A 26334-nucleotide genomic window follows, 5' to 3' on the forward strand; every position below is an offset into this window, starting at 1 on the left:
GATCACATCCTTCACCCGATGCGGCGAAGCGTCTCTTTGGTAGGGGTGCTCCCTGTCGGCGGCGCGTGCCCGCCGGCGGGCACGCGCCGCCGGATCAGAGGGCGTCGGTTCGCGCTGCGGTGATCACCACGGCTGTGTAACGCATCGTGAACCTGCCCCCTTTCGCGTCGATCGCGGCTCCGACGCCGGCCAGCAGCTCTTCCAGTTTGGCCGGCGGGATCTGGCTGGCATCGCCGCCGGTGGGCAGTTGGTCCAGCCACTCGTCCCGGGTGTAGACCCGCTCCCAGCCGAACCGCCACTGCTCCGGCTCGCCGTACGCGCCCACCTGTCGCATCCCGTCGGCCGCCCTGTCGGACAACACCGTGTACCCGTCGGGGTCGGACATCGCCCAGGGGTTGCGCGGTGAGTCGGGCAAGACCCGGCGATGGACCCCGGAGAACGCTTCCGACACCTCGGGCGAAGGCTGGAACACGTTCCAGAAAACGGCCAGCCGGCCACCGGGCCGCAGGGACTGGGCGGCCTTGGCCGCGCCGGCGACCGGATCCACCCAGTGCCAGGTCTGCCCGGAGACGACCGCGTCGAACGCCCGGCCGCCGGGGTCCCAGGCTTCGAACGCCGCCACCTCGACCTCGATCCCGCTGCGGCGCGCGAACTCGGCCATCCGCGCGTCGACGTCGACGCCCAGCACACCGCAGCCGGCCGCCTGGAACTGCCGGGCCGCTATGCCGGTGCCGATGCCGACGTCGAGGATGTCGGGCCCGGGGCTGGCGGCGACGATCGCGTCCACCATGGCGTCGGGGTAGCGGGGCCGGGCTCGGTCGTAGCGTGCGGGGTCCGAGCCGAACGACTCCGCCATCTGCCGGTGTCGATGGGGCTCGCGTTCGGAGAGACGCGCCTGCTCCGGCGGTATAGTGACCATGTGCCCACTATGAATGGGCGTTTGCCCATTCGTCAATCGGATGGGGCCGTCCCGACAGAAGGAGATGCACGGTGCCGACGGGGGTGGCCATTCGCGACGCGCGCGAGCAGTTGTTCGACGCCGCCGAGCGCGTCCTGCTCCGAGCCGGGCCGAGCGCGCTGACCAGCCGGGCGGTCACCACTGAGGCAGGCTGCGCCAAGGGTGTCCTGCACCGGCATTTCGCCGATTTCGACGCCTTCCTCGCCGAGCTCGTGCTGGACCGCATCGCTCGGATCGACGGCCAGGCCGCCGCCCTGCGCGAGTGCGCCGGGACGGGCACCGTCGCCGGCAACCTCACCGGCTCGCTGAGGGTCCTCTTCGAGTCGGTCGCTGTGGCGATCGTCGGCCTCATCATCTCCCGGGATGACCTGCGCGCCCGGCTGCGCCAGGCCAGACCGGCCGGTGTGCCGCTCCTGACGGAGGCGACGACCATGATCGCCTCCTATCTCGCCGCCGAGCGCGCACTGGGCCGTGTCGCGGCAGATGCCGACATCGACACCCTCGCTCCCACGCTGATCGGGGCAGCGCACCTGCTGTTCGCCGATCGGAAAGGCACTCCGCCGGAAGCTGAAGCCGTCGGCAAGATGGTGACCACGGTCATCGCCGGCGTCGTGTAAGAACCGCACCCGGGGAAATGGGCTTTTCTGGTGCGCGTGGCCCACCCGGCTGTTCGCTCGAACGCCTTCAACGGCGGCGTCCCCTCAGCTGCCGCAGTGGCCGGGTCTGCGCTGTCATGGGCGTCGGGGCCGGTCTGGGAGATGCGGCTGCCTGACCAGGAATCATAGAGAAACCGGTATCCATCGATTTCCACTATCGCTATTAGACATCGCCTGATCACATCTGCTTTGCTCCTGCTCTCTGACAGACGACCAGCAAGGATTTTGACATGCGACACTTCCGCGCCCGCCGGTTCGCGGCCGCGCTGCCCGCGACGGCCTTGGCGATCTCCTTCCTGTCCGGTGGAGCTCTCGGCGCGGGCACAGCCTCGGCCGCGACGGTGGTGGCGGCGCCGACGGCGGTCCCGGGAGAGGCTCAAGTCAAAAGGGACCTGCGCAGGCTGGAGGAGTCCTTCAAGGGTCGCATCGGCGCGTACGCCATCGACACGGCCACCGGCAAGACGCTGACGTACCGGGCGGGCGAGCGCTTCCCGCTGCTGTCCACCTTCAAGGCGCCGCTCTGCGCGGCCGTACTGCTCAAGGCGCGCACCTCCGCGCCCGGCCTGATGAACAAGCGCATCAAGTGGACTGCCGCCGACATGAAGCCCAACTCGCCGGTCACCGAGAAGCACGTCGAGGACGGCCTGACCGTCGCCCAGTTGTGCGAGGCGGCCATCACCATGAGCGACGGCACCGCGTCCAACCTGCTGCTCAAGCAGATCGGCGGGCCCGCCGGCATGACGAAGTACTTCCGTACGCTGAAGGACCCGGCCTCTCGTCTGGACCGTTGGCACCCCGAACTCAACGACTGGACCCCCAAGGAGAAGCGCGACACCACCACGCCCGCGGCCATCAGCCGCGATCTGCGCGTGCTCACGACCGGGAAGGCGTTGCACGCCAAGGACCGGGAGCAGCTCATCGCCTGGATGATCGCGAACAAGACCGGCGGCGAGCGCATCCGCGCCGGCCTGCCCAAGACCTGGACGATCGGCGACAAGACCGGCACGAATTCCGATGGATTCGGCGGCGGGAATGACATCGCCGTCATCTGGCCCGAGAAGGGCGCCCCTCCCATCATCATGGCGATCTACACCAACCGCTCCCCGGGCCTCGCCACCGACAACAAGGCCATCGCGAAGACCGCCACCATCCTGGCCCGCGGGCTCGGCAAGCTCTGATCTCCAGTCGGGGGGACGAAGATCGTACGTCTCGCCCCCACGGGGCGTCTCGCGTTTCCGGCCATAAGGCCACCCGTGCACCACCCTGCTCGAACTTCAACGGCTTTCTCGGAGGCGAGCAGCTACGCGCTGCGGGCGTTCCCGGGCCGCGCGGAGGGCCGGGCCGTCCCTGCCTGATGCGCGGGGGAGAGCGGGCCGACCTGTCCGCTGCGCCGTCCCCCGGGACGCGCTCGGCCGGCCTGGTCCGCGCCTCCTTCAGCGGTGCGCGGCCGTGGCGGGGGACTTGGCGTGAGCGGCCATGTGCTTGTCCCGGCGCGTCGGAAGGGCGAGAGTGACGGCCGCGGCCGCGAGCGCGGCGCCGCAGCCGATGAGCATGCCGGTGCGGAAGCCGGCTTCGGAGGGCAGCGTCTGGGTGCCGAACCGTGTGGTCATCTGAGCCAGGACGAGCCCCACGACCGCGGCCGACACGGTGGTGCCGATGGAGCGCATCAGGGTGTTGAAGCTGTTGGCGGCGGCGGTCTCCGACAGTGGGACCGCGCCCATGATGAGGGCGGGCATGGCGCCGTAGGCGAATCCGACGCCGATGGTGCAGATGCAGGAGACGATCAGCAGTCCCCAGGTGGAGCCGAGCAATGCCATGGAGGAGCCGTACCCGAGGGCCATGATGAGGCTGCCCACGATCAGGGTGACCTTGGGGCTGCGGGCGGCGGACAGGCGCGCGCCTATCGGGGAGACGGCCATCATCATCAGGCCGGAGGGGGCCATCCACAGGCCGGCGGCCAGCATCGACTGGCCGAGGCCGTAGCCGGTGGCGGCGGGGAGTTGCAGAATCTGCATGACGATCAGCGACTGGGCGTACATGGAGAAGCCGACCACGATCGAGGCCAGGTTGGTGAGCAGCACCTGTGGTCGTGCGGTGACGCGCAGGTCGACCAGCGGGTCCTTGGCGCGCAGCTGCCACCAGCCCCACGCCAGGAGGACGATGACCGCGGTGATCAGCAGCCCGAGGGTGGTGGCGCTGCCCCAGCCCCAGTCGGCGCCCTTGGACACGCCCATGAGCAGGCACACCAGGCCGATGCCCAGGCCGAGCGCGCCGACCACGTCGATGCGTCCCCTGGCCGTGGCGGGCGTGGCGGGCACCAGCAGCCGGATCAGCACCGCGACCAGCACGCTGAGCGCGGCCGTGCTCCAGAACAGCGCGCGCCAGCTCGCGTACTCGGCGACCGCGGCCGCCATCGGCATGCCGAGCGCGCCGCCGATGCCCATGGACGAGCTCATCAGCGCGATCGAGGGGCCGAGACGGTCGGATGGCAACAGGTCGCGCAGGGCGCTGATGCCCAGCGGGATCATCCCCATGCCCATGCCCTGCAGTCCGCGCCCGATGATCATGGGAGTCAGGGATCCGGCCAGCGCGCAGATCACACAGCCCAGGATGAGCGGCACCGAGCAGACGAGCATCATGCGGCGCTTGCCGTACAAGTCGCCGAGCCGTCCCATCACCGGCGTGGTGACCGCGCCCGCCAGCAGCGTGACGGTGATCACCCACGAGGCGTTGGAGGCGCTGGTGTGCAGGATGGCCGGCAGTTCGCCGATCAGCGGCACCACCAGGGTCTGGGTGAGCGAGGCGACGATGCCGGCCACCGCCATCACGGTGACGATGCCGTTGGGACGGGCGGTAGACGTGGGGTCGTCCACGCGGACCCCCCCTTTACTCTCGACAGTGGAAGCGCTGTGCACTCTACACATAGTGTGTTACATGCATATGTTGTGGGGGATGCACATTGTTGTGGTAGATATGCTGACGCGCAGCCAACGGAGAAGGACCGGCATGGACAAACCGACGCACCTGATCGAGTACGAGACGATGCTGCTCGGCCGGCACCGTCACCTCGATCGCAGCGCGTACATCCTGCTCAGCCGCATCAGGATGGAAGGCATGATGTCCATCGGGCAACTCAGCGAGGCCTTCGGCTTGGACGTCTCCACCCTCAACCGGCACACCTCGGCCCTGCTGCGCAGCGGCCTGGCCGAGCGCATCGCCGATCCGGAAGGCGGCATCGCCCGCAAGTTCCGCCTGACCGAGGCGGGCGAGCGCCACCTCGACGACGAGCGCGCCAGGAACATCAACGGCCTGGAGAAGGTGCTGGTGGACTGGACGCCTGAGGAGGTGGCCGCCTTCGCCGCCTTCCTCCGGCGGTTCAACACCGACGTCGAACGCCTCGGCGGGCGGCCCTGGCCACGCCCGGACGGCTCGCCGTACTCCACGGCTCAGGGTGGTGGCGCGGGCGTGTAGGCCGGCTCGCTGACGTCGCCGGCCGTTCGGACGCCGTTCACTCCATCGAACGTGCGCGCCATCCTGTCCGGCGGCCTCGACGACCTGGTGGCCGCGGCCCCCCAACTAGCGGCCCGTCGGCCTCGTCGGCGCTGAGCGGGAGAGCCTGGGAAGTCACTCGCTGCTCAGCAGAACCCCAGCGGCCGGCCGGGCAGGTACTAAAATCCGCATTGAGTCTGTTTTGCGGTCGAAGTGTGGCAAAGCGGGCCACTACTTCGTTCGCACCTGCTCTGGTCAGGCGCGTGCGGCCGATGGCTTTTGGTCGTTTTCCACAACTGGAGCCGCGTAGCATGCGCTGTCTGAGACATGGCGCTGCCAGCCGGTGGACGGAAGGGTGAACACTGCCGGGGGGCGCCGTGTCGCGGCGCGCATATCGTTGGTCTACAGGAGGGCTTGGTCGGGTGTTCAGTCGTGTCGCCATCGTCAACCGTGGTGAGGCCGCTATGCGGCTCATCCACGCCGTCCGGGAGCTCGCCGCGGAGACCGGGACACGGATCGAGACCGTCGCCCTGCACACCGACGTCGACCGCACGGCCACCTTCGTCCGCGAAGCGGACCGGTCCTACGACCTCGGTCCCGCGTCCGCGCGCCCGTACCTCGACCTGAAGGCGCTGGAGCGTGCCCTGGTGGAGACCGGAGCCGACGCCGCGTGGGTCGGCTGGGGCTTCGTCGCAGAGGACCCGGCGTTCGCGGAGCTATGCGAGAAGATCGGAGTCACCTTCGTCGGGCCGAGCGCGGAGGCGATGCGCAAACTCGGCGACAAGATCGGCGCGAAGCTGCTCGCCGAGGAGGTCGGCGTGCCGGTCGCGCCGTGGAGCCGCGGCGCCGTCGAGACCCTGGACGCCGCCCTGACGGCGGCGGCCGAGATCGGCTATCCGCTGATGCTGAAGGCGACCGCGGGCGGCGGCGGGCGCGGCATCCGCGTGGTCACGAACGAGGCCGAGCTCGCCGACGCCTACGAGCGCACCAGCCAGGAGGCCGCGCGGGCGTTCGGCAGCGGCATCGTGTTCCTGGAGCGCCTGGTCACCGGCGCCCGGCACGTCGAGGTCCAGGTGATCGCTGACGGCGAGGGCACCGCGTGGGCGCTCGGCGTCCGCGACTGCTCGGTGCAGCGGCGCAACCAGAAGGTCATCGAGGAGTCGGCGTCGCCGGTGCTCAGCCCGGTGCAGACGGCCGAGCTCAAGGCGTCGGCCGAACGGCTGGCCGTCGCGGTCGATTACCGCGGCGCGGCGACCGTCGAGTTCCTCTACCACCCCGGCGACAAGCTGTTCGCGTTCCTCGAGGTCAACACCCGCCTGCAGGTCGAGCACCCGATCACCGAGTCCACCACCGGGTTCGACCTGGTCAAGGCGCAGCTGCGGGTGGCATCAGGCGGCAGGCTCGAAGGCGAGCCGCCGGTGGAGCGCGGGCACGCGATCGAGGCCCGGCTGAACGCCGAAGACCCCGACCGCGACTTCGCTCCCTCCCCGGGCCGCATCGCGCGGCTGGACCTGCCCGCCGGGCCGGGCATCCGCGTGGACACCGGCGTCAGCGAGGGCGACACCATCCCCGCCGACTTCGACTCGATGATCGCGAAGATCATCGCCTATGGCCGCGACCGTGACGAGGCGCTCGGCAAGCTGCGCCGGGCGATGGCGCAGACCACGGTGATCATCGAGGGCGGCGCGACCAACAAGAGCTTCGTGCTCGACCTGCTCGACCAGCCCGAGGTGATCGACGCCAGCGCGGACACCGGCTGGATCGACCGCGTCCGCGGCGAGGGCAGGCTCGTCTCGCACCGGCACTCCGCCGTCGCGCTGGCGGCCGCCGCCATCGAGGCGTACGAGGAGGAGGAGCGCGTCGAGCGGCAGCGGCTGCTGTCGACGGCGTTCGGCGGACGCCCGCAGGTGCAGCACGAGAGCGGCCGGCCGCTGGACCTCAAACTGCGTGGCGTCGGCTACCGCGCGCGCGTCGCGCGGGTCGGCGCGCATCGGTTCCGGGTGGGCGTCGAAGCGGGTGACGACGTCCGCACCGCCGATGTCGAACTCGACCGCTTCGACCGGCACACCGGGCAGATCATCGTCAACGGCACCCGGTACCGTCTGCTCACCGGCACGCACGGGCCCACCCACCTGATCGAGGTGGACGGCGTGACGCACCGGGTCAGCCGCGACGAGGGCGGCGTCATCCGATCGCCCGCGCCCGCGCTGGTCGTCGCCACGCCGCTGGAGGCCGGCGCCGAGGTCGAGGCGGGCGCGCCGATGCTGGTGCTGGAGAGCATGAAGATGGAGACGGTGCTGCGGGCGCCGTTCAAGGCGCGGGTGAAGGAATGCGTCGTGTCCGTGGGCAGCCAGGTGGAGACCGGTGCACCGCTGCTGCGGCTGGAGCCGCTCGCCGACGACGACGCCGAGACCGAGGACACCCAGGCCGCCCAGTCCGTCGAGCTGGACCTGCCCGCCGCGCCGGGGAGGATCCCGGTGCGGGAGCGCAGCACGCGCGGCCAGGAGGATCTGCGCAGCCTGCTGCTGGGCTTCGACGTCGACCCGCACGACGAACGCCGGGTGCTCGACGACTACCTCGCCGCACGCCGGGCGGCCTACGAGGACGGTCACCGGACGCTGGCCGAGGAGCTCGAACTCGTCGACGTGTTCGCCGACCTCGCCGAGCTGAGCCGCAACCGGCAGGCAGGTGAGGACGGCGGCGGTGACGGCCACGTGCACAGCGCCCGCGAATACTTCCACACCTACCTGCAGAGCCTCGACGTCGAGCGGGCCGGGCTGCCGGAGGCGTTCCAGGCCAAGCTCGCCAAGGCGCTCGGGCACTACGGCGTCACCGAGCTGGAGTCCTCCCCTGAGCTCGAAGCCGCGGTGTTCCGGATCTTCCTCGCCCAGCAACGCGCGTCCGCCGACGCCACGGTAGTCACGAAGTTGCTGCGCGCGTGGCTGCGGGAGCCGGCGCCGGACGAGACGCTGCGCGAGCCGGCCGGTCTCGTGCTGGAGCGGCTGGTGGCCGCGACGCAGGTCCGTTTCCCCGTGGTCTCCGACCTCGCGCGCGGCGTGGTGTTCGCCTGGTTCGGCCAGCCGCTGCTGCGCCGCAACCGCGCCCGCGTCTACGCCGACGTCCGCAAGCACCTGCGCCACCTGGACACGCACCCGGACGCGCCGGATCGCGCCGAACGCATCGCCGAGATGGTGCGCAGCACCGAGCCGCTGGTGCGACTGCTCGGCCAGCGGCTGATCCGCGATGACCTGGACAACGCGATCATGCTGGAAGTGCTGACCCGGCGCTACTACGGCAACAAGGGTCTCACCGGCGTCCGCACCAGCGAGGTCGCGGGCTGCACGTTCGTGGTCGCCGAGCGCGCGGGCTCGTGCGTGGTCTCCTCCGCGGTGAGTTTCGAGGCGCTGGGCAGCGCGCTGAGCGGGCTCGCGGAGCTGGCGAGCGGCGAGGACGCCATCGACGCCGACATCTATCTCGCCTGGGGGACGCAGCCGGAGGACTCCGACGCGATGGCGGCCGCGCTGCACGAGGTCGTCAGCGCGCACCCGCTGCCGAACCAGGTCCGCAGACTCACCGCCACCGTCGCGGGCAGCCGCGGCGCGGTCATGCACCACCACTTCACGTTCCGCCCGTCGACCACCGGGATGGCCGAGGAGCGGCTGATCCGCGGCCTGCACCCGTACATCGCGCAGCGGATGCAGCTGGAACGGCTGAGCAAGTTCGACCTCACCCGGCTGACGTCGTCGGACGAGGAGGTCTACCTCTTCCAGTGCGTGGCACGGGAGAACCCCTCCGACGACCGCCTCGTCGCGTTCGCACAGGTGCGTGACCTGACCGAACTGCGCGAGCACGACGGCAGGCTGGTCGCGCTGCCGACGGCCGAGGACACCATCGCCACCTGCCTCGACTCGATCCGGCGTGCGCAGTCGCGGCGACCGTCGAAGAAACGCTTCAACACCAACCGGATCGTGGTCTACGTCTGGCCACCGAGCGACATCACCCGCGCGGAGCTGGAGATGATCGCCGGGCGCGTGCTGCCGACGACCGCGGGCGCCGGGCTGGAGGAGATCCTGTTCATCGCGCGGCAGCGCGACCGGAAGACCGGCGAGCTGACCAAGATCGCCGTGCGCATCTCCTTCGACGCCACCGGCGGCCCCGAACTGACCGTCGGCGAACCGTCGGACGAGCCGGTCGAGCCGCTCGACGACTACCGGCTGAAGGTGCAGCGGGCGAACAGCCGCAACACGGTGTACCCGTACGAGCTGACCGCCCGGCTCGGCGACTTCGTCGAGCACGACCTCGACGACGACCACGCGCTGGTGCCGGTCGACCGGCCGAAGGGACGCAACACCGCCGCGATCGTCGCCGGCGTGGTCACCACGCCGACCCGGAGGTACCCAGAGGGCGTCACCAGGGTCGTGCTGCTCGGCGACCCGACGAAGTCGCTCGGCGCGCTGTCGGAGCCGGAGTGCCGCCGGGTGGTCGCCGCGCTGGACCTCGCTGAGCGGATGCGGGTGCCGCTGGAGTGGTACGCGCTGTCCGCCGGAGCCCGGATCTCCATGGAGTCGGGCACGGAGAACATGGACTGGGTGGCCGCGGCGCTCAAGCGGATCGTCGAGTTCACCCAGGACGGCGGCGAGATCAACATCGTGGTCGCGGGCATCAACGTCGGCGCGCAGCCGTACTGGAACGCCGAGGCGACGATGCTCATGCACACCAAGGGCATCCTGGTGATGACGCCGGACTCGGCGATGGTGCTCACCGGCAAGCAGTCGCTCGACTTCTCCGGCGGGGTGTCGGCCGAGGACAACTTCGGCATCGGCGGCTACGACCGGGTGATGGGCCCGAACGGGCAGGCGCACTACTGGGCGCCGAACCTGGCCGCCGCGCGGGACGTGCTGATGTCGTACTACGACCACACGTACGTCGCACCCGGCGAGGATGCGCCGCGGCGGGGCGAGACGACCGACCCCGTCGACCGCGACATCTCCGGCTTCCCGCATGCCGTGGCGGGCAGCGAGTTCACCACCGTCGGCGAGATCTTCTCCGCCGAGGCCAACCCGGACCGCAAGAAGCCGTTCGACATCCGGACCGTGATGCGGGCGCTCTCCGACCAGGACCACCCGGTGCTGGAACGCTGGGCGGGCATGGCCGACGCGGAGACCGCGGCGGTGCAGGACATACATCTCGGCGGCATGCCGGTGTGCCTGCTCGGCATCGAGTCACAGGCGGTCCCGCGGCGCGGCTTCCCGCCCACCGACGGCCCGGACACCTACACCGCGGGCACGCTGTTCCCGCGGTCGTCGAAGAAGGCCGCGCGGGCGATCAACGCGGCCAGCGGCAACCGGCCGCTGGTGGTGCTGGCGAACCTGTCGGGCTTCGACGGCTCACCGGAATCGATGCGGAAGCTGCAGCTGGAATACGGCGCCGAGATCGGCCGCGCGATCGTGAACTTCCGCGGGCCGATCGTGTTCTGCGTGATCTCGCGGTACCACGGAGGCGCGTTCGTGGTGTTCTCGAAGGCGCTGAACCCGAACATGACCGTGCTCGCGCTGGAAGGCTCGTTCGCCTCGGTGCTCGGCGGCGCCCCCGCCGCCGCCGTGGTGTTCTCCGGCGACGTCACCGCCCGCACCGCGGCCGACCCGCGCGTGCTGGACCTGGAGGCCCGCGTCACGGCCGCCACCGGCACCGACCGTGCCGCGTTGACCGCGGAGCTCGACGAGCTCCGTTCGTCGGTCCGCGCGGAGAAGCTCGGCGAGGTGGCGACGGAGTTCGACCGTGTGCACAACATCCAGCGCGCGGTAGAGGTCGGCTCCGTCGACGCCGTCATCCGCGCCGCGGAACTGCGCCCACGGATCATCGAGGCCATCGAGTCCCGTCGGCGCTGACCCCACCCCGGCCCCGGCGCTCCCTTCGGGAAGGGCTGGGGCTGAGAGGGCACTGGAGGACTACCGGATCGACGTGTAACTCGATCGGCGGATGGAGCAGCCGCCACAGCCGTGATAGGCGCGCCGCGAACTGCGCGCCTACCGCGGCGAAGGCTGAAACGTCGACCGAATTGCCTCAGCCGCGTTCGGGTCAGGGCCTCGGGCCCCGCCTCATTCCGTGCCCATCAGGCGACTCTCCCAGGCCCAGGCCACGATCTCGACCCGGCTGCGTACACCGAGCTTGATCAGGATGCCCGACACGTACCCCTTGACCGTGCTCAGCGAGATGAACAGCTCGTCGGCGATCTCCTGGTTGGTGCGGCCCCTGGCGACTGCCCGGACGATCTCGGTCTCCCGCGCGGACAGGGGCTGCGCGGGCACGCGGGCCCTGGCCCGGGCCCCGCGATCAGCGAGGTGGCGCAGCAACCGCAGCGTGATCGACGGCGAGATGAGCGCGTCCCCTGCGTACGCGGCCCGTACGGCCTCGACCAGCAGGCGCGGACCCGCGTCCTTCAGCACGAATCCGACCGCGCCGCAGCGCAGCGCGCCGTAGACGTACTCGTCCAGGTCGAACGTGGTGACCATGACCACCCTGGGCGGGGCCCCGGCCAGCGCGCGGGCGACCTCGATCCCGTCGAGGCGGGGCATCTGGATGTCCACCAGGCACACGTCCGGGCGCGTCCTGCGGGCCTGCTCGATCGCCTCGACACCGTCGCCCGCCTCGGCGACCACGGTGATGTCGGGCTGGTCCTCGAGGATGATCCGCAGGCTGGCCCGGATCATCGCCTGGTCGTCGGCCAGCAGCACCCGGATGGTCACGGCCGCTCCCGCACGGGTGCGGACGGCGTCATCGGCGTTTCCCGGTGGGGACGGTGGCGCGGACGGTCCAGCCGGAGCCGGGGCCGGAGCCGGGGCCGGGGCCGGCGGTCAGGGTGCCGCCGAGGGCTTCGAGGCGTTCCCGCATGCCGATGAGTCCGTATCCGTCGTGGCGGTAGCGGCGGGCGGCCGGCTGCGGGGCGTCGTCCTTGACCACGACCGTGACGGTCTCCTCGTCCTGGGTGATGTCGATGGTGACCGCGCGGGCGTGCCGGGCGTGCCGGGAGACGTTGGTCAGCGACTCGCGCACGACGCGGTACACGGTGCTGCTCACCTCGGGCGGCCAGCCGTCCGGCTCAGCGGCGAGTTTCAGGCGCGCCCGCCGGCCGTGGCTTTCGAAGCCTTCGATCAGTTCGGCGAGCCGTTCGTGGCCCGCGGGGCTGGTGGCGGTGTCGCGCAGGAGGCCGACCACGCGGCGGGTGGCGGTCAGGGCCTCGGAGCCCGAGGTTTCGATGTCGGCGAGGGAACCGGCGGTCCTGTCCGGGTGCTTGGCGGTGACGAGTTGGGCGGCCTGGGCCTGGAGCACGATGCTGGTGATGTGGTGGGCGACGACGTCGTGCAGTTCCCTGGCCAGCTCAAGGCGTTCGGCGCGCCGTACCCGCTCGGCGGTGGCGTGGCGGCGGGCGGCGAGGAGCCGGAGGGCGAGCCCGGTCGCCAACGCGGCGAGCATGGCCGGGCCGCCCAGCACCGGTACGGCCGAGCCGGGGTTGGCGAGGACGCTGCCCGCGATCACGGCCGGCCCCGCGGCGGCGACCGCGCGGGCCGTGATCGCGGGCAGCCTCCTGACCGCGGAGCCGACGAGCACCGCCAGGCCCAGGGACGTGGCGGGGCCGGGTTCGGCGGGCAGGTGGACGATCCGGGTGACGAGTACGGCGAGCGCGATCACGGTCAGGCCCATGACGGCCGTCCACAGCCGGTCGCGGCGGCGCACCAGGACGAGCACGCACAGCGACGTGCCGACGGCCGCGCCGAACAGCTGATAGCCGGCGCCCCAGACATCGGCGACCTGGTAGGCCTGGAACGCGACGGCCGCCGCCAGCACGACGCCGAGCGCGACGTCGGCCGCCGCCTTGAGCCGATCGGGAACACCCACGGCGTTCAGGCTAGGGCAGGGCTCCGCCGGCCTGTACCGGCCGAAAGTACGGTCCCGGGATTGCCGGCCGCAGCCGTTCGACGGGCTCCCGGCGCGGTTGATGCACTGTTCGTGTTCATATCGGTACGATCTGTAAGGTGAGGATTTCGGGGGCGATGGTCGCCGACATGACGGACGTTGAGCAACGCGCTTCCACCGGTGTGCTGCCCGGGTGGGATCAGGTTGACCGACTCGTCGTCGATGCGTACGGCTACGCCCGCGCGGACAGGAGCGGACAGGTCGCCGACTACATCCCGGCCCTGGCCGAGGCCGACCCGGAGTGGTTCGGTGTGAGTGTGGCCGAGACGGACGGCGGCCTGCATCATGCGGGTGAGACCGGGGTCGAGTTCTCGATCCAGTCGATCTCGAAGGCGTTCGTCTACGCCCTGGTGTGTGAAGATCTCGGTCACGGTGTCGTGCGTGACCGCGTGGGCGTGAACAACACGGGACTGGCGTTCAACTCGGTCGTCGCCATCGAGCTCAACGACGGTCACCCGATGAATCCCATGGTCAACGCGGGCGCGTTGGCGACCACCGCGCTGATCCCGGGACAGGGCCCGAAGGAACGGTGGGAGGCGATCCGGGAGGGGTTGTCGCGGTTCGCGGGCCGTGCGCTGGAGCTCGATGAGGAGGTCTACCGCTCCGAGGCCGCGACGAACCAGCGTAACCAGGCGATCGCGCGGTTGCTGGACAGCTATGGGCGTATCGAGGGGGATCCGCTCGCCGTGGTCGACGTGTATACGAAGCAGTGTGCGTTGCGGGTGAGTGCGGCAGACCTCGCGGTGATGGGCGGCACGCTCGCCGACGGCGGGGTGAACCCGGTGACGGGGGAGCGGGTGGTGTCCGCCGAGGTCTGCCGCGACACCCTTGCCGTGCTCGCCGCGTCCGGGCTCTACGAGCGGTCCGGGGAGTGGCTGTTCGAGATCGGGCTTCCGGGCAAGTCCGGTGTGTCGGGAGGGATCGTCACGGTCTCGCCCGGCAAGGCCGGCATCGGGGTGTTCTCGCCACGGCTCGACTCCGCGGGGAACAGCGTTCGGGGGCAGATCGCTACGGCCTTCCTCTCACGGGCGCTCGGGTTGAACGTGTTCGCGTCCGCCGTACACAACTAGAGAGGCCGTCCGTTGACCGCCGAAGGCGCCATCCCGGCCGAGGCCCGCGCCTCCTGGATCCCGATGGTGGGGTTGTTCCTCGCCCAGGTACTGATGTCGTTCAACGTCGCGGCGCTGCCGGTCTCGCTGGGAGGCATCGTCGAGGAGTTCGACGTCGCGCCGACCGTCGCGAGCACCTCGATCGTCGTCTACGGCCTGGTCGTCGCCGCCCTGGTCATGGTCGGTGCGAAGCTCGGTCAGCGCGTGGGGCAGGTGTATCTGTTCCGCGTCGTGGTGGCCGTATTCGCAGTGTCCTCCCTGATGATGATCTTCGGACCGTCGGTCGGATGGGTGATCGCCGCGCAGGGCCTGGCCGGCGCGTGCGCGGCGATCATCGTGCCGTCGCTGGTCGCGCTCATCGCCGAGAACTATCACGGCGTCCAGCAGGCCACCGCGATCGGCTCGCTGGGCTCCGCCCGGGCGCTGTCGGGCGTCAGCGCGTTCCTGATCGGCGGGGCGCTGGGGACCCTGGTGGGGTGGCGGCCGGTGTTCCTCGTCGTGCTCGTCATCGCGGTGGCCGTGTTCCTGCTCAGCTTCCGGCTGCGCTCGGACCGCGGCAACCCCGACATCAAGATCGACGTGGTCGCCGCGGTGCTCATCGGTCTGGCGGTCGTGCTGCTGACCCTGGGCTTCAACAACCTCAGCACCTGGGGCATCCTGACGGCCTCGCCCGACGCGCCCTTCGACGCACTCGGGCTGTCGCCCGCGCTGCTGCTGATCGTGCTCGGCATCGTGCTCGGCCAGTGCTTCTTCGTCTGGACGCGACGTCGTGAGGAGGCGGGCGAGGTCCCGCTGGTGAGCCTGACCGTGCTGGGGTCGCCGAGCGAGCGGGCGGCGGTCTACGCGATGTTCGTCGTCGTCGTTCTCGAAGGGGCGCTGAACTTCACCGTCCCGGTCTACATCCAGATCGTGCAGGGACGAACCCCCTTCGACACCGCCATCGCGATGATGCCGTTCAACCTCACCGTCTTCGTCACCGCGACGCTGGTCGTCCGTTTCTACGGCCGTTTCACCTCGCGTGCCATCGGCGTCGCCGGCTTCGGCCTGACCACGGCCGGGCTCGCCTGGCTCGCGTTCGTCGTGACGAACAACTGGGAGACCCTGCCGACCATCCTCGGCCTGATCGTCTTCGGGATCGGGCAGGGCGCCCTGGTGACGCTCGTCTTCAACGTCCTGGTGACCGCGGCGCCCAAAGAACTGGCCGGCGACGTGGGCTCCATCCGCGGCACCACGCAGAACCTCGCCTCAGCGGTCGGCACCGCCTTCGCCGGCGCCCTGCTCACCACCCTGCTGACGTGGAACATCGGACGGGCCATCATCAGCCTCGCCCTGCCCGCGAAGCTCGCCGAGGAGATCGACCTCCACAACAAGGACTTCATCAGCAACGACCAGCTTCGCGCCGCTTTGGCGGGCACAGCCGCGACCCCCGAACAGGTCGACGCCTTCGTGATGATCAACACTGACGCCCGCCTCGACGCGCTCAAACTCGGCCTCTTCATCCTGGCCGTCATCAGTGCCCTGGCCATCGTGCCGGCCAACAGGCTCCCGAAGTACAGGCCGCATGAGATCCCCGACCCCTCCCCGCAGAAACTCTGAGATCAGCCCAAGGAGCCTGCCGGTTGTTTCCCCCCATTGGCGTTCCCCATCGGTGTTTCACCTGAGATCGGCGAGAGTGATGGCGAAGACCTTGCTGCCCTCGTGCCGGCTCGGCCTGACGCTCCTGGTGAACGGTACGGAACTGGCCACCCGCCTGCCCAGCGGACTCACCCGATGGCTGGCCGACTCAATTCCACGGCGTTCGACTTCTTCTCGGTGCGGGACTGTCGGCCGGGTGAATCCTGAGCGAAGGCCGGATCGAGCGCTTCTTCCAGGGCGTTCACGAATCGACCGCGATCGTTCGTCATCGCGGGGGCGGACCCCGGGGTGAACTTCGGCCCTCGGTGCTCCACCGTGTTCGTATCAGCGGTACGACGACACAACCCCGCCGGAATGTGAGGCGACACGTCACCCTCACAGTTCGCTGCGCTGTCTCGTCGAACGGGTGAGGGCAGATCCGACCAAGGGAGCCGGCGACACCATGACCACCCCATCCGAGCCGGCAGGCGGCCGGACCGACCCGAGCTTGAGCGCGATCATGAGTGAGCGGCGTCAGCTGATCAATCTCGGGTACCGGCTCCTCGGCTCCCTGGCCGACGCCGAGGATGTCGTCCAGGAGACGTACGCCCGCTGGTACGGCATGTCCCAACAGCAGCGGGAGGCCATCGAATCGCCCGGAGCCTGGCTGACGAAGGTCGCCGGGCGCATCTGCCTGGACCTGCTCGGCTCGGCACGGGCCCGGCGGGAGCGCTACGTGGGCGAATGGATCCCGGAGCCGCTGCCCGATCGCAGGGAGTGGATCAATGGGCGGCCGGGCGGCGCCACGGCCGACCCGGCCGACCGGGTCACCCTCGACGAGTCGATCACCATGGCGTTCCTCGTCGTGCTCGAGTCGATGACCCCGGCCCAGCGCGTCGCGCTCATCCTGCACGACGTCTTCCGCTACTCCTTCGCCGAAGTGGCCGAGATCGTCGGCCGTACGCCGACGGCCTGTCGCCAGCTGGCCTCCTCGGCCCGTCGCCGCATCCGCGCGTCGCAGGCTCCCGCGACTCCGACGGCACGGCAGGCCGGCATCATCAGGGACTTCAAGCAGGCCTGGGAAGCCCAGGACATCGACGCCCTCATCGGCCTCCTCGACCCTGACGCCACGGCGATCGCCGACGGCGGTGGCCTGGTCAGCGCCGTGCTCCGCCCGATCGAAGGCGGGGAGCAGGTCGCGCGCTACGCCGTCGACATCGCCGGCAGGGCGCCCGACCTGACGATCCTGGAACGTACGGTCAACGGTCAGCCCGGCCTGATCGCCCAGCAAAACGGCGTCACCGTGATGGTGATGGCGTTCGACGTCGCAGGCGACCGGATCAAGCACATCTGGGCCGTACGCAACCCCGAGAAGCTCCGGCTGTGGACGACGGGCTGACGCGTGCGGCTCACCCGGGATGGCACCGCCTTCCGCGACCGCTTCAAGCGCACCACCGGCGTCAGCCCGCACACCTTCCGCCGCACCTCCGGCGCTCAGCCGTGAGCGAGCGCTTGGGGGTGAGCGCGGAGGCGCGGCGGCCCGGGTACAGGCCGGCACGCCGGCGCAGAGCGGCGGTCGGATGGACCATCCGGTTCGGTCCACCGGGCTGAGCACACTCAGCTCCAATTATCTTGCCCAAACGGCATTTTTGCATTCTTGGCAAGTTTTGCTATCGTGGTGGACATGACGACTGGCGAGGATGTCGGTATCGGTCTGCGGGAGCGCAAGAAGCGGGAGACCCGTGTCGCGCTGAGCCAGGCCACGATCCGCCTGTGCCTCGAGCGCGGGTGGGGCAACGTGACGGTGGAGGACATCGCCGCGGCGGCGAACGTATCCGTGCGCACCTTCCGTAACTATTTCTCCAGCAAGGCTGAGGCGATCGCCGCCGGCCATCTTGAGCGCACGCTGCGGATCGCCGAGGAGGTGCGGGCGCGGCCGGACACCGAGCCTTTGTGGGACTCGATCATGAGTGCGGTGCAGGCCCAGTTCGCGCCGGCAGCCGAAACAGGTGGCGAGTCTCCCCACGACCGGCGTTGGCGGGACGCGCTCCGGCTCCTGCTGGCCGAGCCGGCGCTGCAGGGCGAGGTCCTCAAGGCGAACGCGGCCGCGCAGGATGAGCTGGCCAAGGCCGTCGCCGAGCGCACTGGCACCGACGTGGCACATGACGTCTACCCGAAACTCGTCGCGGCCGTGGTCGGGGCGGGCAGCGCCGTGGCCTTGGAGCACTGCCTGCGTGCCGATCCGCCCACCCCGCTCGCTCAATTGCTGCGCGAGGTATTCGCCCAGCTCGCCGCGGGCCTTCCCGTCCCGTAAGTACCCGCGCAAACTGACTTTGCCGGGACAGGCCGATCCGTCGTGCCCTTTCCCGTGCGAACAAAGGAGAACCTTCGATGATCACAGATGTCGTCATCTCCGGAGGCGGCCCGAACGGGCTGATGCTGGCCTGTGAACTGAGCCTGGCAGGGGCCCGCCCAGTCGTGCTGGAGCGGCTACCGGAGCCGAGCGAGGAACCGAAAGCGAACGGATTGCTCGGCCAGGTAGTGAAAATGGTCGACCGCCGCGGGCTGCACGAACGTCTCAGCGGTAGCCCAGAGCAGCCGCAGCCGAATTCCGCGTACTTCATGTTCGCCGCGATGGGTCTGGACTTGAGCCTGCTGGAGGACAGCCCGATCTATGCACTGCCGGTGCCGCAGCGCCGCATCGTGCAGGTCCTGCAGGAGCGCGCCCTCGAGCTCGGCGTGGAAATCCGGCGGGGACACGAGGTCGTCGGCCTGTCACAGGACGACGACACGGTCACCACCGAGGTCGCGGGTCCCGATGGGGCGTACCGGCTGCGGGCCCGGTACCTCGTCGGCGCGGACGGAGCCCACAGCGTCACGCGCAAGCTGTCGGGCATTGATTTTCCCGGCGTCACCTACGACCGGATGACTCTCCGGTCGGCGCACGCGACGGTCCCGGCGAAGTGGGTCGACCCCGCCACCGGCGCGCTGAACGTGCCCGGCTACGGCGCTGTTCTGCCGTTCCTGCCCCACCGCACCGAGCACGGAGGATTCTCCTACGCGCCGCTGCCCGGCCACCCCCCGCTGGTCAACGTCACAGAGTGGGACCAGCCCGAGACCGACGCTCCGATGAGCCTCGACGAGCTGCGGGCGAGCATCCGCCGCGTGCTCGGCGTCGACGTGCCACTTGACCCGCCCGGCGGCGAGGGGCCACACGTGCTGCGCCGGCTGACCGGCGGCAACACCCGAGTCGCCGAACGATTCTCCGACGGCCGGGTGTTCCTGATCGGCGACGCCGCCCACGTGTTCGCCGCCACGGCGGGCGGGCCCGGGCTCAATCTCGGCCTGCAGGACGCGATCAACCTCGGCTGGAAACTCGCCGCCGAGCTCCGCGGCAGCGCCCCGCCCGGCCTGTTGGACAGCTATGAGAACGAGCGGCGAGCTGTCGCCCGCCGCATGGTGATGAACGCGCAGGCGCAGTCGGTGCTCATCGCCCCGGGTAGCGACGTCACCGGGCTGCGCGAACTGTTCACCGAACTGCTCCGCGACCGGAACACCGTGCAGCGCCTCGCCGAACTTACGGCGGGCGCCGACGCCCGCTACGACATGGGCGGACCCGACACGCACCCGCTGGTCGGCCGGTTCGCCCCGGACATGGAACTGCACACCCCGAACGGGACGGTCCGGCTGGCGGAGTTGACCAGAACCGCCCGGCCCCTGCTGCTGGACCTGACCGAGGACGCATCGCTGGCGGCGACGCTGTCCGAGTGGCACGACCAAGTCGATATCGTCACCGCACGCATCCAGACCCCCACGCCCACCGCACTACTTCTCCGACCGGACTGCTACGTGGCCTGGGCCTCCGCATCACCACAACCAGATTCCGCGGAGCTGGAAGCACTCGGGCGAACCATGCAGCGGTGGTTCGGGGTCATCGACCCGCCCGCACCCAAATGATGTGAAGCGGCGTAGAGCGCTGGTCTATGAGACCGGCCGACCGTGCTACCTCACCACGGCGGTCGATATGCCGGAGCGCCATCTCGCCTATCTACACGCTGAGGTCCCTTCAGGCCGGCTGATCCCGGCGATGGAGGCGGCGGCCGCCCGCGCCCGGCAGGTCGGCGTGCTGGTCGATCTGGAACTCGACACGTCGATCGGCCGCCTGGACGCCGTACGGGCGCTGACCGTGCTCCGGCTGACTCAGGAAGGGCTCACCAACGTGGCCCGGCACGCGGGCCCCGCCACCCGGGTCCGGCTGACGGCACGGGTCGAGGACGAGACGCTCCTTCTGGAGATCGTCGACGACGGTGGCGCTCCAGACGCCGAGCCCCGAGGCGGCGACCTCGACCCGGCGGCCGAGCCTCGCGCCGGCGGTCAGCGACGGAGCCGGGCGAGAGTGGCCTCCAGTAGCGACCACGACCCGGCGGCCGAGGCTCGCGGGCGGTCACGGGCTGATCGGGATGCGTGAGCGGGTGGAACTGCTGGGCGGGAGGTTCCGGGCCGGGGCGGCCGGGCCGGGGTGGCGGCTGTCGGCGACGCTGCCCGCCGTGCCCGCCGTGCCCGCCGTGCCCGCCGTGCCCGCCGTGCCCGGCGTCAGGCCGTCACGGGCGGGCGAACCGGTCGGCGCGTGGTGATGATCAGAGTGCTCCTGGCCGACGACCAGCAGTTCGTTCGCGCCGGGTTGCGGATGCTGTGCGAGTCCGACCACAGTGTCGGCGTGGTGGGCGAGGCGGAGGACGGCCGGGCCGCGGTACGGCTCGCCGAGCGGCTCCTGCCTGACGTCATCCTGATGGACCTGCGCATGCCGGGAATGGACGGCATCGCCGCCACCCAGCGGATTTTGGCCGCTCGCCCCCTGACCAGGATCGTCGCGCTCACCACCTTCGACGACGACCACCTCTACCCGGCGCTGGCCGCCGGAGCCTGCGGCTTCCTGGTCAAGGACACCTCGCCGGGCGAACTGCTGGAGGCCGTCCACCGGGCCGCCGCGGGCGACAGCCCGTACAACCAGGGCGTGCACAGCGTGCTTGGTTGTCAGTCGCCCGGCGGGGCCGAGCAGCGCGCTGTGCGGATCGCGCACAGCGTGCTTGGTTGTCAGTCGCCCGGCGGGGCCGAGCAGCGCGCCGATGATCCAGACTGTCGTGCCGATTCTGCGTGCTCGCGTCGAAGCCGACCTGATCCGCAGCGCCCGAACTGGTCATCAAGCTGCGGATACGCGGCGGTAGCCGGCGCCAACCGTCAGGCTTCGATGATTACCAGGCGGAGTTCTCGGAGGTGCTCGGAGTCCGCGATCAGGTCGATTTCGGTGATTCTCCCGCCGGAGATCGTAAAACCGAAGACCACTCGTGGCTGGCCGCCCTGTGCCCATACGGCACCAGCGACCCCGTCGATCAGTGCCAGTTTTGCGGCACGAGAACGGCCGGAGAAGGTCCCGGCCACCGCCGAAGCGCCGCGGACCAGACCGGATGCTCCCACCAGCACGGCCGCACGATCGGCGCGAAGCACGACGTCCGGGTCCAGCAACGCGAGCAACGCACCGAAGTCGCCGCCCCGCGAGGCTATGAGGAACGCTCCCACGATCTCCCGCTGCCGAAGGAGGTCAGCGTCAGGAGGTGGGGTCGCTCCTTGGACCCGGCGGCGTGCCCTGCTGGCGAGCTTCCTGGCCGCTGCCGGGGAGCGCTCCACAATAGGGGCGATCTCGTCGAACGGTACGGCGAAGACGTCGTGCAGCACGAAAGCCAACCGCTCGGCAGGAGCCAGCGTGTCCAACACCACCAACATCGCCAGCCCGACCGAATCCGACACGATCGCAGCCTGCTCCGGGTCGCTCGCTTCTTCACCGTCGCCGACCGGGGCCGAGGTCAGCGTTTCCAGGGGATCCTCGCGCAGGGTGTTGCGTGAGCGCAGCATGTTCAGCGAAACGCGGGCGACAATCGTGGTCAGCCACCCGCCCATGTTCTCCACCTTGCTGGTGTCAGAGCGGCTGAGCCTCAGCCAGGCTTCCTGGACGGCGTCATCGGCCTCGCCAAGTGACCCGAGCATCTGGTAGGCCACCGCCCGCAGATGACTGCGGTGGTCCTCGAATCGGCCGGCCAGAAACTCGTGATCATTCATCGGTCACATTCCTTCGTCGCGTCGTGTCATGTCTATGACCCGCAGAACATCGCTGATGTGACCACCACAGGAGTACGTCGTGATCGAAGGCATCAAAACGATCATCTACCCGGTCAAGGATCTCGCCGGCGCCAGAGCAACGTACAGTGCGTTGCTGGGCGTCGAGCCGTACATGGACGAGCCGTACTACGTCGGCTTCTCCGTTGAAGGCCAGGACATCGGCCTGGACCCCGAGGGCCACAAGAAGGGAATGACCAGCCCTGTCGCCTATTGGCATGTGAGCGACATCAAGGCCGGCGTGCAGGCGCTCCTCGAGGCGGGCGCCCAGCCGTTGCAGGAGGTCAAGGATGTCGGCGGAGGGAAACTGGTCGCCTCGGTGACAGACGCGGACGGCAACGTCATCGGCCTCATCCAGCCGGCCTGACAACGCGAGCCACCCCCGTGATGCCACTCAGCCTGACGGAGGTGACCCCTACGGCCCTGTCCTGCCCGGGATATGGAGCCGAACGGCGCAGGACGCGGGGGCCCCGCGCCGCGATCGTCCTGGAAGACAGCCTAGAAGGGAACAATCATGTCCACCCGCGTGTGGCCGCGACGGCTGCTCACCGCCTTCTATTGGTTCGTGGCCTTCACGTTCTTCATGGGCTTCGTCACGAAGTTCTGGCCCGGCCCCACCTTTTTCGGCCCGGCATATTCCGTGAAGTTCGTCGAGTGGGGCTACCCGTCCTGGTTTCGCTTCGTGGTCGGTACCATCGAGGGCGTCTGTGCCGTATTGCTGGTCATTCCCCGCAAACGCTTCAAGTTCATCGGCGCCGCTATCCTCATGCTTGTCCTCACCGGTGCGACCACTACGCACATCGTGGCCGGCAGCGAACTCTACGAACGCGTCGCAGCCCCCACCAACCTGGTGATTATGATCTTCTTCGCCCTGGTGAACTGGCCGGCCGATTGGCGCGAACTCCTACACCCGCGGCAACCGGCCAGAGCAGACGCCGTGCCCAGCGCGCCCCAACGCGCGTGAGGCTGCTCGCCTTAGGCGAATGAGGGGTGCCGGTAAGAACGAGCCCCAAACGGCGTTGATCTTGTTGTGACCTGCGTAGGTGATGCTGAGCGGGCGGTGGCCGCCGCCGTGAGAGTGAGAAATGGGACTTTCAATCTTCATCATCAAGACCGCCGAAACCGAGGAGACCGTGACCTACGGGTACGGCGGAGGCTCCGACGACCTCGTGGGCGCGGTGAGCATTCACAAGGCGAGCGGCACTCCAGTGGATGAGGACGCCCTGCCGGGGCAGGCCCGGGTCGCTCTGCGGGCCATTTTCAGGGGGAAGTCGAAGACCGGCGACTGGCCGCACCACAACACCTACGCGGCTTGACCACCGCGGGAAGCGCCTGCGTACCTACAGATAACGATCGCGCCGTGGTGTAAAGGCGCTCGTTCGAAAATTTCTCATCCAACACCTAAACACAATCCACACCTGCCGATAAGGTCATCCGCGCAGGTCACACAGCTCTCCCGGCGTGCGCCTACTCCGGCTCTCTCGAGCGGTGCCGAGGGGGCGGAGCAGCGCTTCTTGGTTCGGCACCAGGTGGGCCAGGAGTTGATCGCTGCCCGGTTGCGGTTCCAGGTGGCCGGCGCGCAGCTGCCTCACGGCGTGACGAGAGCATCCGCCGGCCAGGGGTGTCGGGGTTCGGTGGGTCGCTGGCGCTTCAATCGGTCTCGCGGTCGGCGGATGGTTGTTCGATCGGGAAGAAGATCGGGCTGAGCAGGTATTGTGCGCGGTCCGGTGCCGGCTGGTTGGCCAGCTGGGGCAGAATCGCGCGACGCAGCTCGCTGATCATTTCTTCCAGTTCGCTGCGATTGAGCCAGACGGCGTGCTGCCGGTAGCCGACGAGATCCGCCGCCGGGTCGGAGTTGTCGCGGTCGAGGTAGGCGTTGTACTCGGCGACCAGGACGGCCATCGACGTGGCGAATACACGCCGGTGATCGTCGGGTGACAGTGTCGCGGCCGCGTCGGCGTCGACGACGACCCGGTCGTGGCGTAGCCGGTAGCGGCGTTCCACCGCGCCACGCACCCGCCTCTCGTCGGCCACTTCCAGGATTCCGCTGGTTGCGAGTAGGTCGACGTGCCGATAGACCATGGCCTTCGAGGCGTCGGGGATGCGGGCGCACAGCTGAGCGGTGGTGAGTGCCCGCCCGCCGCGCATCGCGTGCACGATCCGCAGCCGCACCGGATGTGCCAGTAGTTCCAAGGTGTCCACGATGCAACTTTCTCATATCATGCTACCATTCGCATAAAATGAGAAAGGTTGGCATCGGGATGACCATGGAAACGGACCCGGCGGCGATCGCCACGGCGGTCGTCGAGATGGCGCGGAATGGACGCTTCGCGGACATCGAGAAGATGTTCGCCCCGCCGCTGCGAGCGATGGTGTCTGCTGAGACGCTGCGAGTTGCCTGGGAGAGTCAGATCCTAAGGATCGGGGCGATCTCCGCGGTCGGGGCGCCGATCAGTGAGCCGGCCCCCAAGAATTGGGCGGCCGCAACGGGGAAGGCAGGGCTGGTCCGGGTGAGCGTCCCGGTGACGTACGAACGCGCCGAGCTTACGGTGGTCATGTCGGTCGACGAGACCGGCCTGCTGCAGGGCCTGCAGATCGCGCCCGCGCTCACCGAGCAATGGACGCCGCCGCCTTATGCCCGCCGCAAGAGTTTCGACGAGCACGAGGTCATCGTGGGAGCCGGTGAGTTGGCCGTGCCCGGGACGTTGAGTCTGCCGCGCGGGCGCGGCCCGTGGCCTGGCGTGGTCCTGCTCGGCGGCGGCGGACCGTTCGACCGTGACGGCACCAGCGGCCCCAACAAACCGCTCAAGGACCTGGCCTGGGGGCTGGCCGGCCGCGGCGTGGCGGTGCTGCGCTTCGACAAGGTGACCTGCACCCACGCTGACCAGGTGGCCGCAAGGCCCGACTTCACGATGAGCGAGGAGTACATCCCGCACGCCGTCGCCGCCATCCACCTGCTCCAGCGCCACCCGGCCGTCGATGCCGGGAGGGTGTATGTCGTAGGCCACAGTATGGGCGGCAAGGTCGCCCCGCGGGTCGCCGCCGCCGAGCCATCCGTGGCCGGCCTGGTGCTCCTGGCCGGTGACACCCAGCCCATGCATCACGCTGCCGTGCGCGTCGTCCGCCACCTCGCCACGGTCAACCCCGGCCCGGCCGCCCAGGCCGCCGTCGAGGCGATCACGCGACAGGCCGCACTCGTCGACAGCCCCGACCTGTCGGCCGCCACTCCCACCGCGGACCTGCCATTTGGCTTTTCGGGAGCGTACTGGCTGGACCTGCGCGGCTACGACCCCGTGGCGACCGCGGCCGCGTTGGACAAGCCGATGCTCATCCTTCAGGGCGGCCGCGACTACCAGGTGACCGTCAAAGACGATCTGTCGCGGTGGCAGGCGGGCCTGGCGCACCGGCCGGAGGTCACCATCCGCGTTTACGACGCCGACGACCACATGTTCTTCTCCGGCACAGGGCCGTCCACACCCGCGGACTACGGGTCGCCCCAGCACGTCGATGCGGCCGTGGTCGCCGACATCGCCGATTGGCTGGCACCCCGCCAAGGGAAGATCACCCGGCTCGTCTCCAGCCTCAAGCGCTGACCACACCGACTTGGCACCTGAACGATAGGCACAACCACGATCACCGGCGTGCGATGTCGAGCAGGTGATCGCGGCCTGGCTCGATCACTCCTCATCCCATCCGGTTCGTGGGGGTTGCTCAGCTCCCGTCGGCCGCGTCAGAAGGTGAAGAGGGAGTGGCAGTGGTGGGCGAGGAAGGCGCTGATGCCTGGCGCGGCGGCCACTGTGGCAGGTCCGGACAACAGTACGCCGACGGCGAGCAGGCCCGCGAGGCGTTCCCTGCGAGCGAGTGGGGCGCCGGGATAGAGCATGCGCCGTACACGGGTGAGGGCCGTGGCGCCGCCCGCGCCCAGGGCGAACGCTGGAACGCGTCCGGTGGCCAGGCTGACCAGGGCGGCTGCGAGGTGGATCCGCGGATGGCGGCGGGCCGCGACGTCGTCGGCCAGCAATTCGATCAGCCGGGCGATCTCCGTGCGCGCGCGTTCGAACAGCGGAACCCGGGGAAATGCGCGGGCCAGGGTCTCCGCGCCGGCGAGGACGAGGTGATGCCGTCCGCGTAGGTGTGCCCGTTCGTGGGCGAGCACCGCGGCGACCTGCTCGGCGGCCAGCGAGCGCAACGCGCCTGTTGTGATGACGGCTTGGCCGTTTCTCCCGGGCAGGCAGTAGGCCATCCGCTCCTCGTAGTCGACCACGAGTGCGCCGAGTCGTCCGTCGTGCCGTCCGAGCAGCGCGAGCGCCTCGGCGTGGCGCCGACGTTCAGCGCGGGCTCTGATCAGCACGGCTCCACTGGA

At 69.7% G+C, this 26334-nt stretch carries 21 protein-coding genes and 1 pseudogene; 15 read left to right on the forward strand and 7 right to left on the reverse strand.

The annotated features are described in order from the left end of the window. Positions 1 to 94 precede the first annotated feature (94 nt). Positions 95 to 919 (reverse strand): class I SAM-dependent methyltransferase, encoded by an 825-nt coding sequence (locus MBA17_RS47260; RefSeq protein ID WP_238505462.1) that lies wholly within the window; start codon positions 917 to 919, stop codon positions 95 to 97. A 71-nt stretch (positions 920 to 990) separates the two neighbouring features. On the opposite strand from MBA17_RS47260, the gene MBA17_RS47265 reads away from it, so the two are divergent. Then, positions 991 to 1575 (forward strand): TetR/AcrR family transcriptional regulator, encoded by a 585-nt coding sequence (locus MBA17_RS47265; RefSeq protein ID WP_238505463.1) that lies wholly within the window; start codon positions 991 to 993, stop codon positions 1573 to 1575. Between the two features lie 269 nt (positions 1576 to 1844). After that, a complete protein-coding gene (gene bla, locus MBA17_RS47270; RefSeq protein WP_238505464.1) occupies positions 1845 to 2792 on the forward strand; it encodes a class A beta-lactamase in 948 nt (315 codons plus the stop codon). Positions 2793 to 3047: 255 nt separating this feature from the next. Here bla and MBA17_RS47275 read toward each other — a convergent pair whose 3' ends face one another. After that, positions 3048 to 4487, reverse strand: a complete 1440-nt coding sequence (locus tag MBA17_RS47275) for an MFS transporter (protein WP_238505465.1) — start codon at positions 4485 to 4487, stop codon at positions 3048 to 3050. A 133-nt stretch (positions 4488 to 4620) separates the two neighbouring features. Between MBA17_RS47275 and MBA17_RS47280 the strand changes: the two genes are divergently transcribed. Then, positions 4621 to 5085: a MarR family winged helix-turn-helix transcriptional regulator gene (locus MBA17_RS47280; protein ID WP_238505466.1), complete on the forward strand. Its 465-nt coding sequence runs from the start codon at positions 4621 to 4623 to the stop codon at positions 5083 to 5085. Positions 5086 to 5525: 440 nt separating this feature from the next. Next, positions 5526 to 10991 (forward strand): ATP-binding protein, encoded by a 5466-nt coding sequence (locus tag MBA17_RS47285; protein ID WP_238505467.1) that lies wholly within the window; start codon positions 5526 to 5528, stop codon positions 10989 to 10991. A gap of 210 nt (positions 10992 to 11201) precedes the next feature. On the opposite strand, the gene MBA17_RS47290 is transcribed toward MBA17_RS47285, so the two are convergent. Together MBA17_RS47290 and MBA17_RS47295 are read right to left on the reverse strand one after the other, a co-directional pair. Next, positions 11202 to 11849: a response regulator gene (locus MBA17_RS47290; protein WP_238505468.1), complete on the reverse strand. Its 648-nt coding sequence runs from the start codon at positions 11847 to 11849 to the stop codon at positions 11202 to 11204. A 28-nt stretch (positions 11850 to 11877) separates the two neighbouring features. Continuing rightward, a complete protein-coding gene (locus MBA17_RS47295) occupies positions 11878 to 12999 on the reverse strand; it encodes a sensor histidine kinase (protein WP_238505469.1) in 1122 nt (373 codons plus the stop codon). Between the two features lie 137 nt (positions 13000 to 13136). On the opposite strand from MBA17_RS47295, the gene glsA reads away from it, so the two are divergent. From glsA to MBA17_RS47335, 7 genes and pseudogenes are all read left to right on the forward strand, one after another. Beyond that, positions 13137 to 14147: a glutaminase A gene (gene glsA, locus MBA17_RS47300; protein WP_238505470.1), complete on the forward strand. Its 1011-nt coding sequence runs from the start codon at positions 13137 to 13139 to the stop codon at positions 14145 to 14147. A gap of 12 nt (positions 14148 to 14159) precedes the next feature. Further along, positions 14160 to 15782, forward strand: a complete 1623-nt coding sequence (locus MBA17_RS47305) for an MFS transporter (RefSeq protein WP_238505471.1) — start codon at positions 14160 to 14162, stop codon at positions 15780 to 15782. 481 nt (positions 15783 to 16263) lie between these two features. After that, complete coding sequence (gene sigJ / locus MBA17_RS47310; RefSeq protein WP_238505472.1) at positions 16264 to 17199, forward strand: RNA polymerase sigma factor SigJ; 936 nt, start codon at positions 16264 to 16266, stop codon at positions 17197 to 17199. Positions 17200 to 17484: 285 nt separating this feature from the next. After that, a complete protein-coding gene (locus tag MBA17_RS47315) occupies positions 17485 to 18114 on the forward strand; it encodes an acyl-CoA-like ligand-binding transcription factor (protein ID WP_238505473.1) in 630 nt (209 codons plus the stop codon). 77 nt (positions 18115 to 18191) lie between these two features. Further along, entirely contained in the window at positions 18192 to 19757 is a 1566-nt protein-coding gene (locus MBA17_RS47320; RefSeq protein ID WP_238505474.1) for an FAD-dependent monooxygenase, read from the forward strand. A 1-nt stretch (position 19758) separates the two neighbouring features. After that, entirely contained in the window at positions 19759 to 20268 is a 510-nt protein-coding gene (locus MBA17_RS47325) for a sensor histidine kinase (protein WP_238505482.1), read from the forward strand. A gap of 219 nt (positions 20269 to 20487) precedes the next feature. After that, positions 20488 to 20715 (forward strand): annotated as a pseudogene (locus tag MBA17_RS47335) (response regulator); the annotation flags it as partial. Between the two features lie 323 nt (positions 20716 to 21038). Here MBA17_RS47335 and MBA17_RS47340 read toward each other — a convergent pair. After that, a complete protein-coding gene (locus MBA17_RS47340) occupies positions 21039 to 21914 on the reverse strand; it encodes a sigma-70 family RNA polymerase sigma factor (RefSeq protein WP_238505475.1) in 876 nt (291 codons plus the stop codon). Positions 21915 to 21993: 79 nt separating this feature from the next. On the opposite strand from MBA17_RS47340, the gene MBA17_RS47345 reads away from it, so the two are divergent. The 3 genes from MBA17_RS47345 to MBA17_RS47355 all read left to right on the forward strand — a co-directional run bounded on the left by MBA17_RS47345 (position 21994) and on the right by MBA17_RS47355 (position 23287). Continuing rightward, positions 21994 to 22338 carry a VOC family protein gene (locus MBA17_RS47345; protein ID WP_238505476.1) on the forward strand — a complete coding sequence of 115 codons (345 nt, stop codon included), beginning with the start codon at positions 21994 to 21996 and terminating at the stop codon, positions 22336 to 22338. 147 nt (positions 22339 to 22485) lie between these two features. Beyond that, the gene (locus tag MBA17_RS47350) at positions 22486 to 22935 is read left to right on the forward strand and encodes a DoxX family protein (RefSeq protein WP_238505477.1); all 450 of its coding nucleotides are present in this window, start codon (positions 22486 to 22488) and stop codon (positions 22933 to 22935) included. 121 nt (positions 22936 to 23056) lie between these two features. Further along, on the forward strand, positions 23057 to 23287 hold the full coding sequence (locus tag MBA17_RS47355; protein ID WP_238505478.1) for a hypothetical protein: 231 nt from the start codon (positions 23057 to 23059) through the stop codon (positions 23285 to 23287). Positions 23288 to 23621: 334 nt separating this feature from the next. Here MBA17_RS47355 and MBA17_RS47360 read toward each other — a convergent pair whose 3' ends face one another. Further along, on the reverse strand, positions 23622 to 24173 hold the full coding sequence (locus tag MBA17_RS47360; protein WP_238505479.1) for a helix-turn-helix domain-containing protein: 552 nt from the start codon (positions 24171 to 24173) through the stop codon (positions 23622 to 23624). A 59-nt stretch (positions 24174 to 24232) separates the two neighbouring features. Between MBA17_RS47360 and MBA17_RS47365 the strand changes: the two genes are divergently transcribed. After that, positions 24233 to 25564 (forward strand): alpha/beta fold hydrolase, encoded by a 1332-nt coding sequence (locus MBA17_RS47365; RefSeq protein ID WP_238505480.1) that lies wholly within the window; start codon positions 24233 to 24235, stop codon positions 25562 to 25564. A gap of 137 nt (positions 25565 to 25701) precedes the next feature. Here MBA17_RS47365 and MBA17_RS47370 read toward each other — a convergent pair. Beyond that, positions 25702 to 26334 (reverse strand): M56 family metallopeptidase (locus MBA17_RS47370; RefSeq protein ID WP_238505481.1); only part of this gene is annotated, 633 nt, incomplete at its 5' end.

The organism is Dolomitihabitans soli, assembly GCF_022213955.1.
Classification (GTDB): domain Bacteria; phylum Actinomycetota; class Actinomycetes; order Streptosporangiales; family Streptosporangiaceae; genus Streptosporangium_A; species Streptosporangium_A soli.

Excerpts from the sequence above, each read along its gene's own strand:
- MBA17_RS47260 (WP_238505462.1), bottom strand. The coding sequence starts at position 919 with ATGGTCACTATACCGCCGGAGCAGGCGCGTCTCTCCGAACGCGAGCCC.
- bla (WP_238505464.1), top strand. The coding sequence starts at position 1,845 with ATGCGACACTTCCGCGCCCGCCGGTTCGCGGCCGCGCTGCCCGCGACG.
- MBA17_RS47280 (WP_238505466.1), top strand. The coding sequence starts at position 4,621 with ATGGACAAACCGACGCACCTGATCGAGTACGAGACGATGCTGCTCGGC.
- sigJ (WP_238505472.1), top strand. The coding sequence starts at position 16,264 with ATGACCACCCCATCCGAGCCGGCAGGCGGCCGGACCGACCCGAGCTTG.
- MBA17_RS47315 (WP_238505473.1), top strand. The coding sequence starts at position 17,485 with ATGACGACTGGCGAGGATGTCGGTATCGGTCTGCGGGAGCGCAAGAAG.
- MBA17_RS47320 (WP_238505474.1), top strand. The coding sequence starts at position 18,192 with ATGATCACAGATGTCGTCATCTCCGGAGGCGGCCCGAACGGGCTGATG.
- MBA17_RS47340 (WP_238505475.1), bottom strand. The coding sequence starts at position 21,914 with ATGAATGATCACGAGTTTCTGGCCGGCCGATTCGAGGACCACCGCAGT.
- MBA17_RS47350 (WP_238505477.1), top strand. The coding sequence starts at position 22,486 with ATGTCCACCCGCGTGTGGCCGCGACGGCTGCTCACCGCCTTCTATTGG.
- MBA17_RS47355 (WP_238505478.1), top strand. The coding sequence starts at position 23,057 with ATGGGACTTTCAATCTTCATCATCAAGACCGCCGAAACCGAGGAGACC.
- MBA17_RS47365 (WP_238505480.1), top strand. The coding sequence starts at position 24,233 with ATGACCATGGAAACGGACCCGGCGGCGATCGCCACGGCGGTCGTCGAG.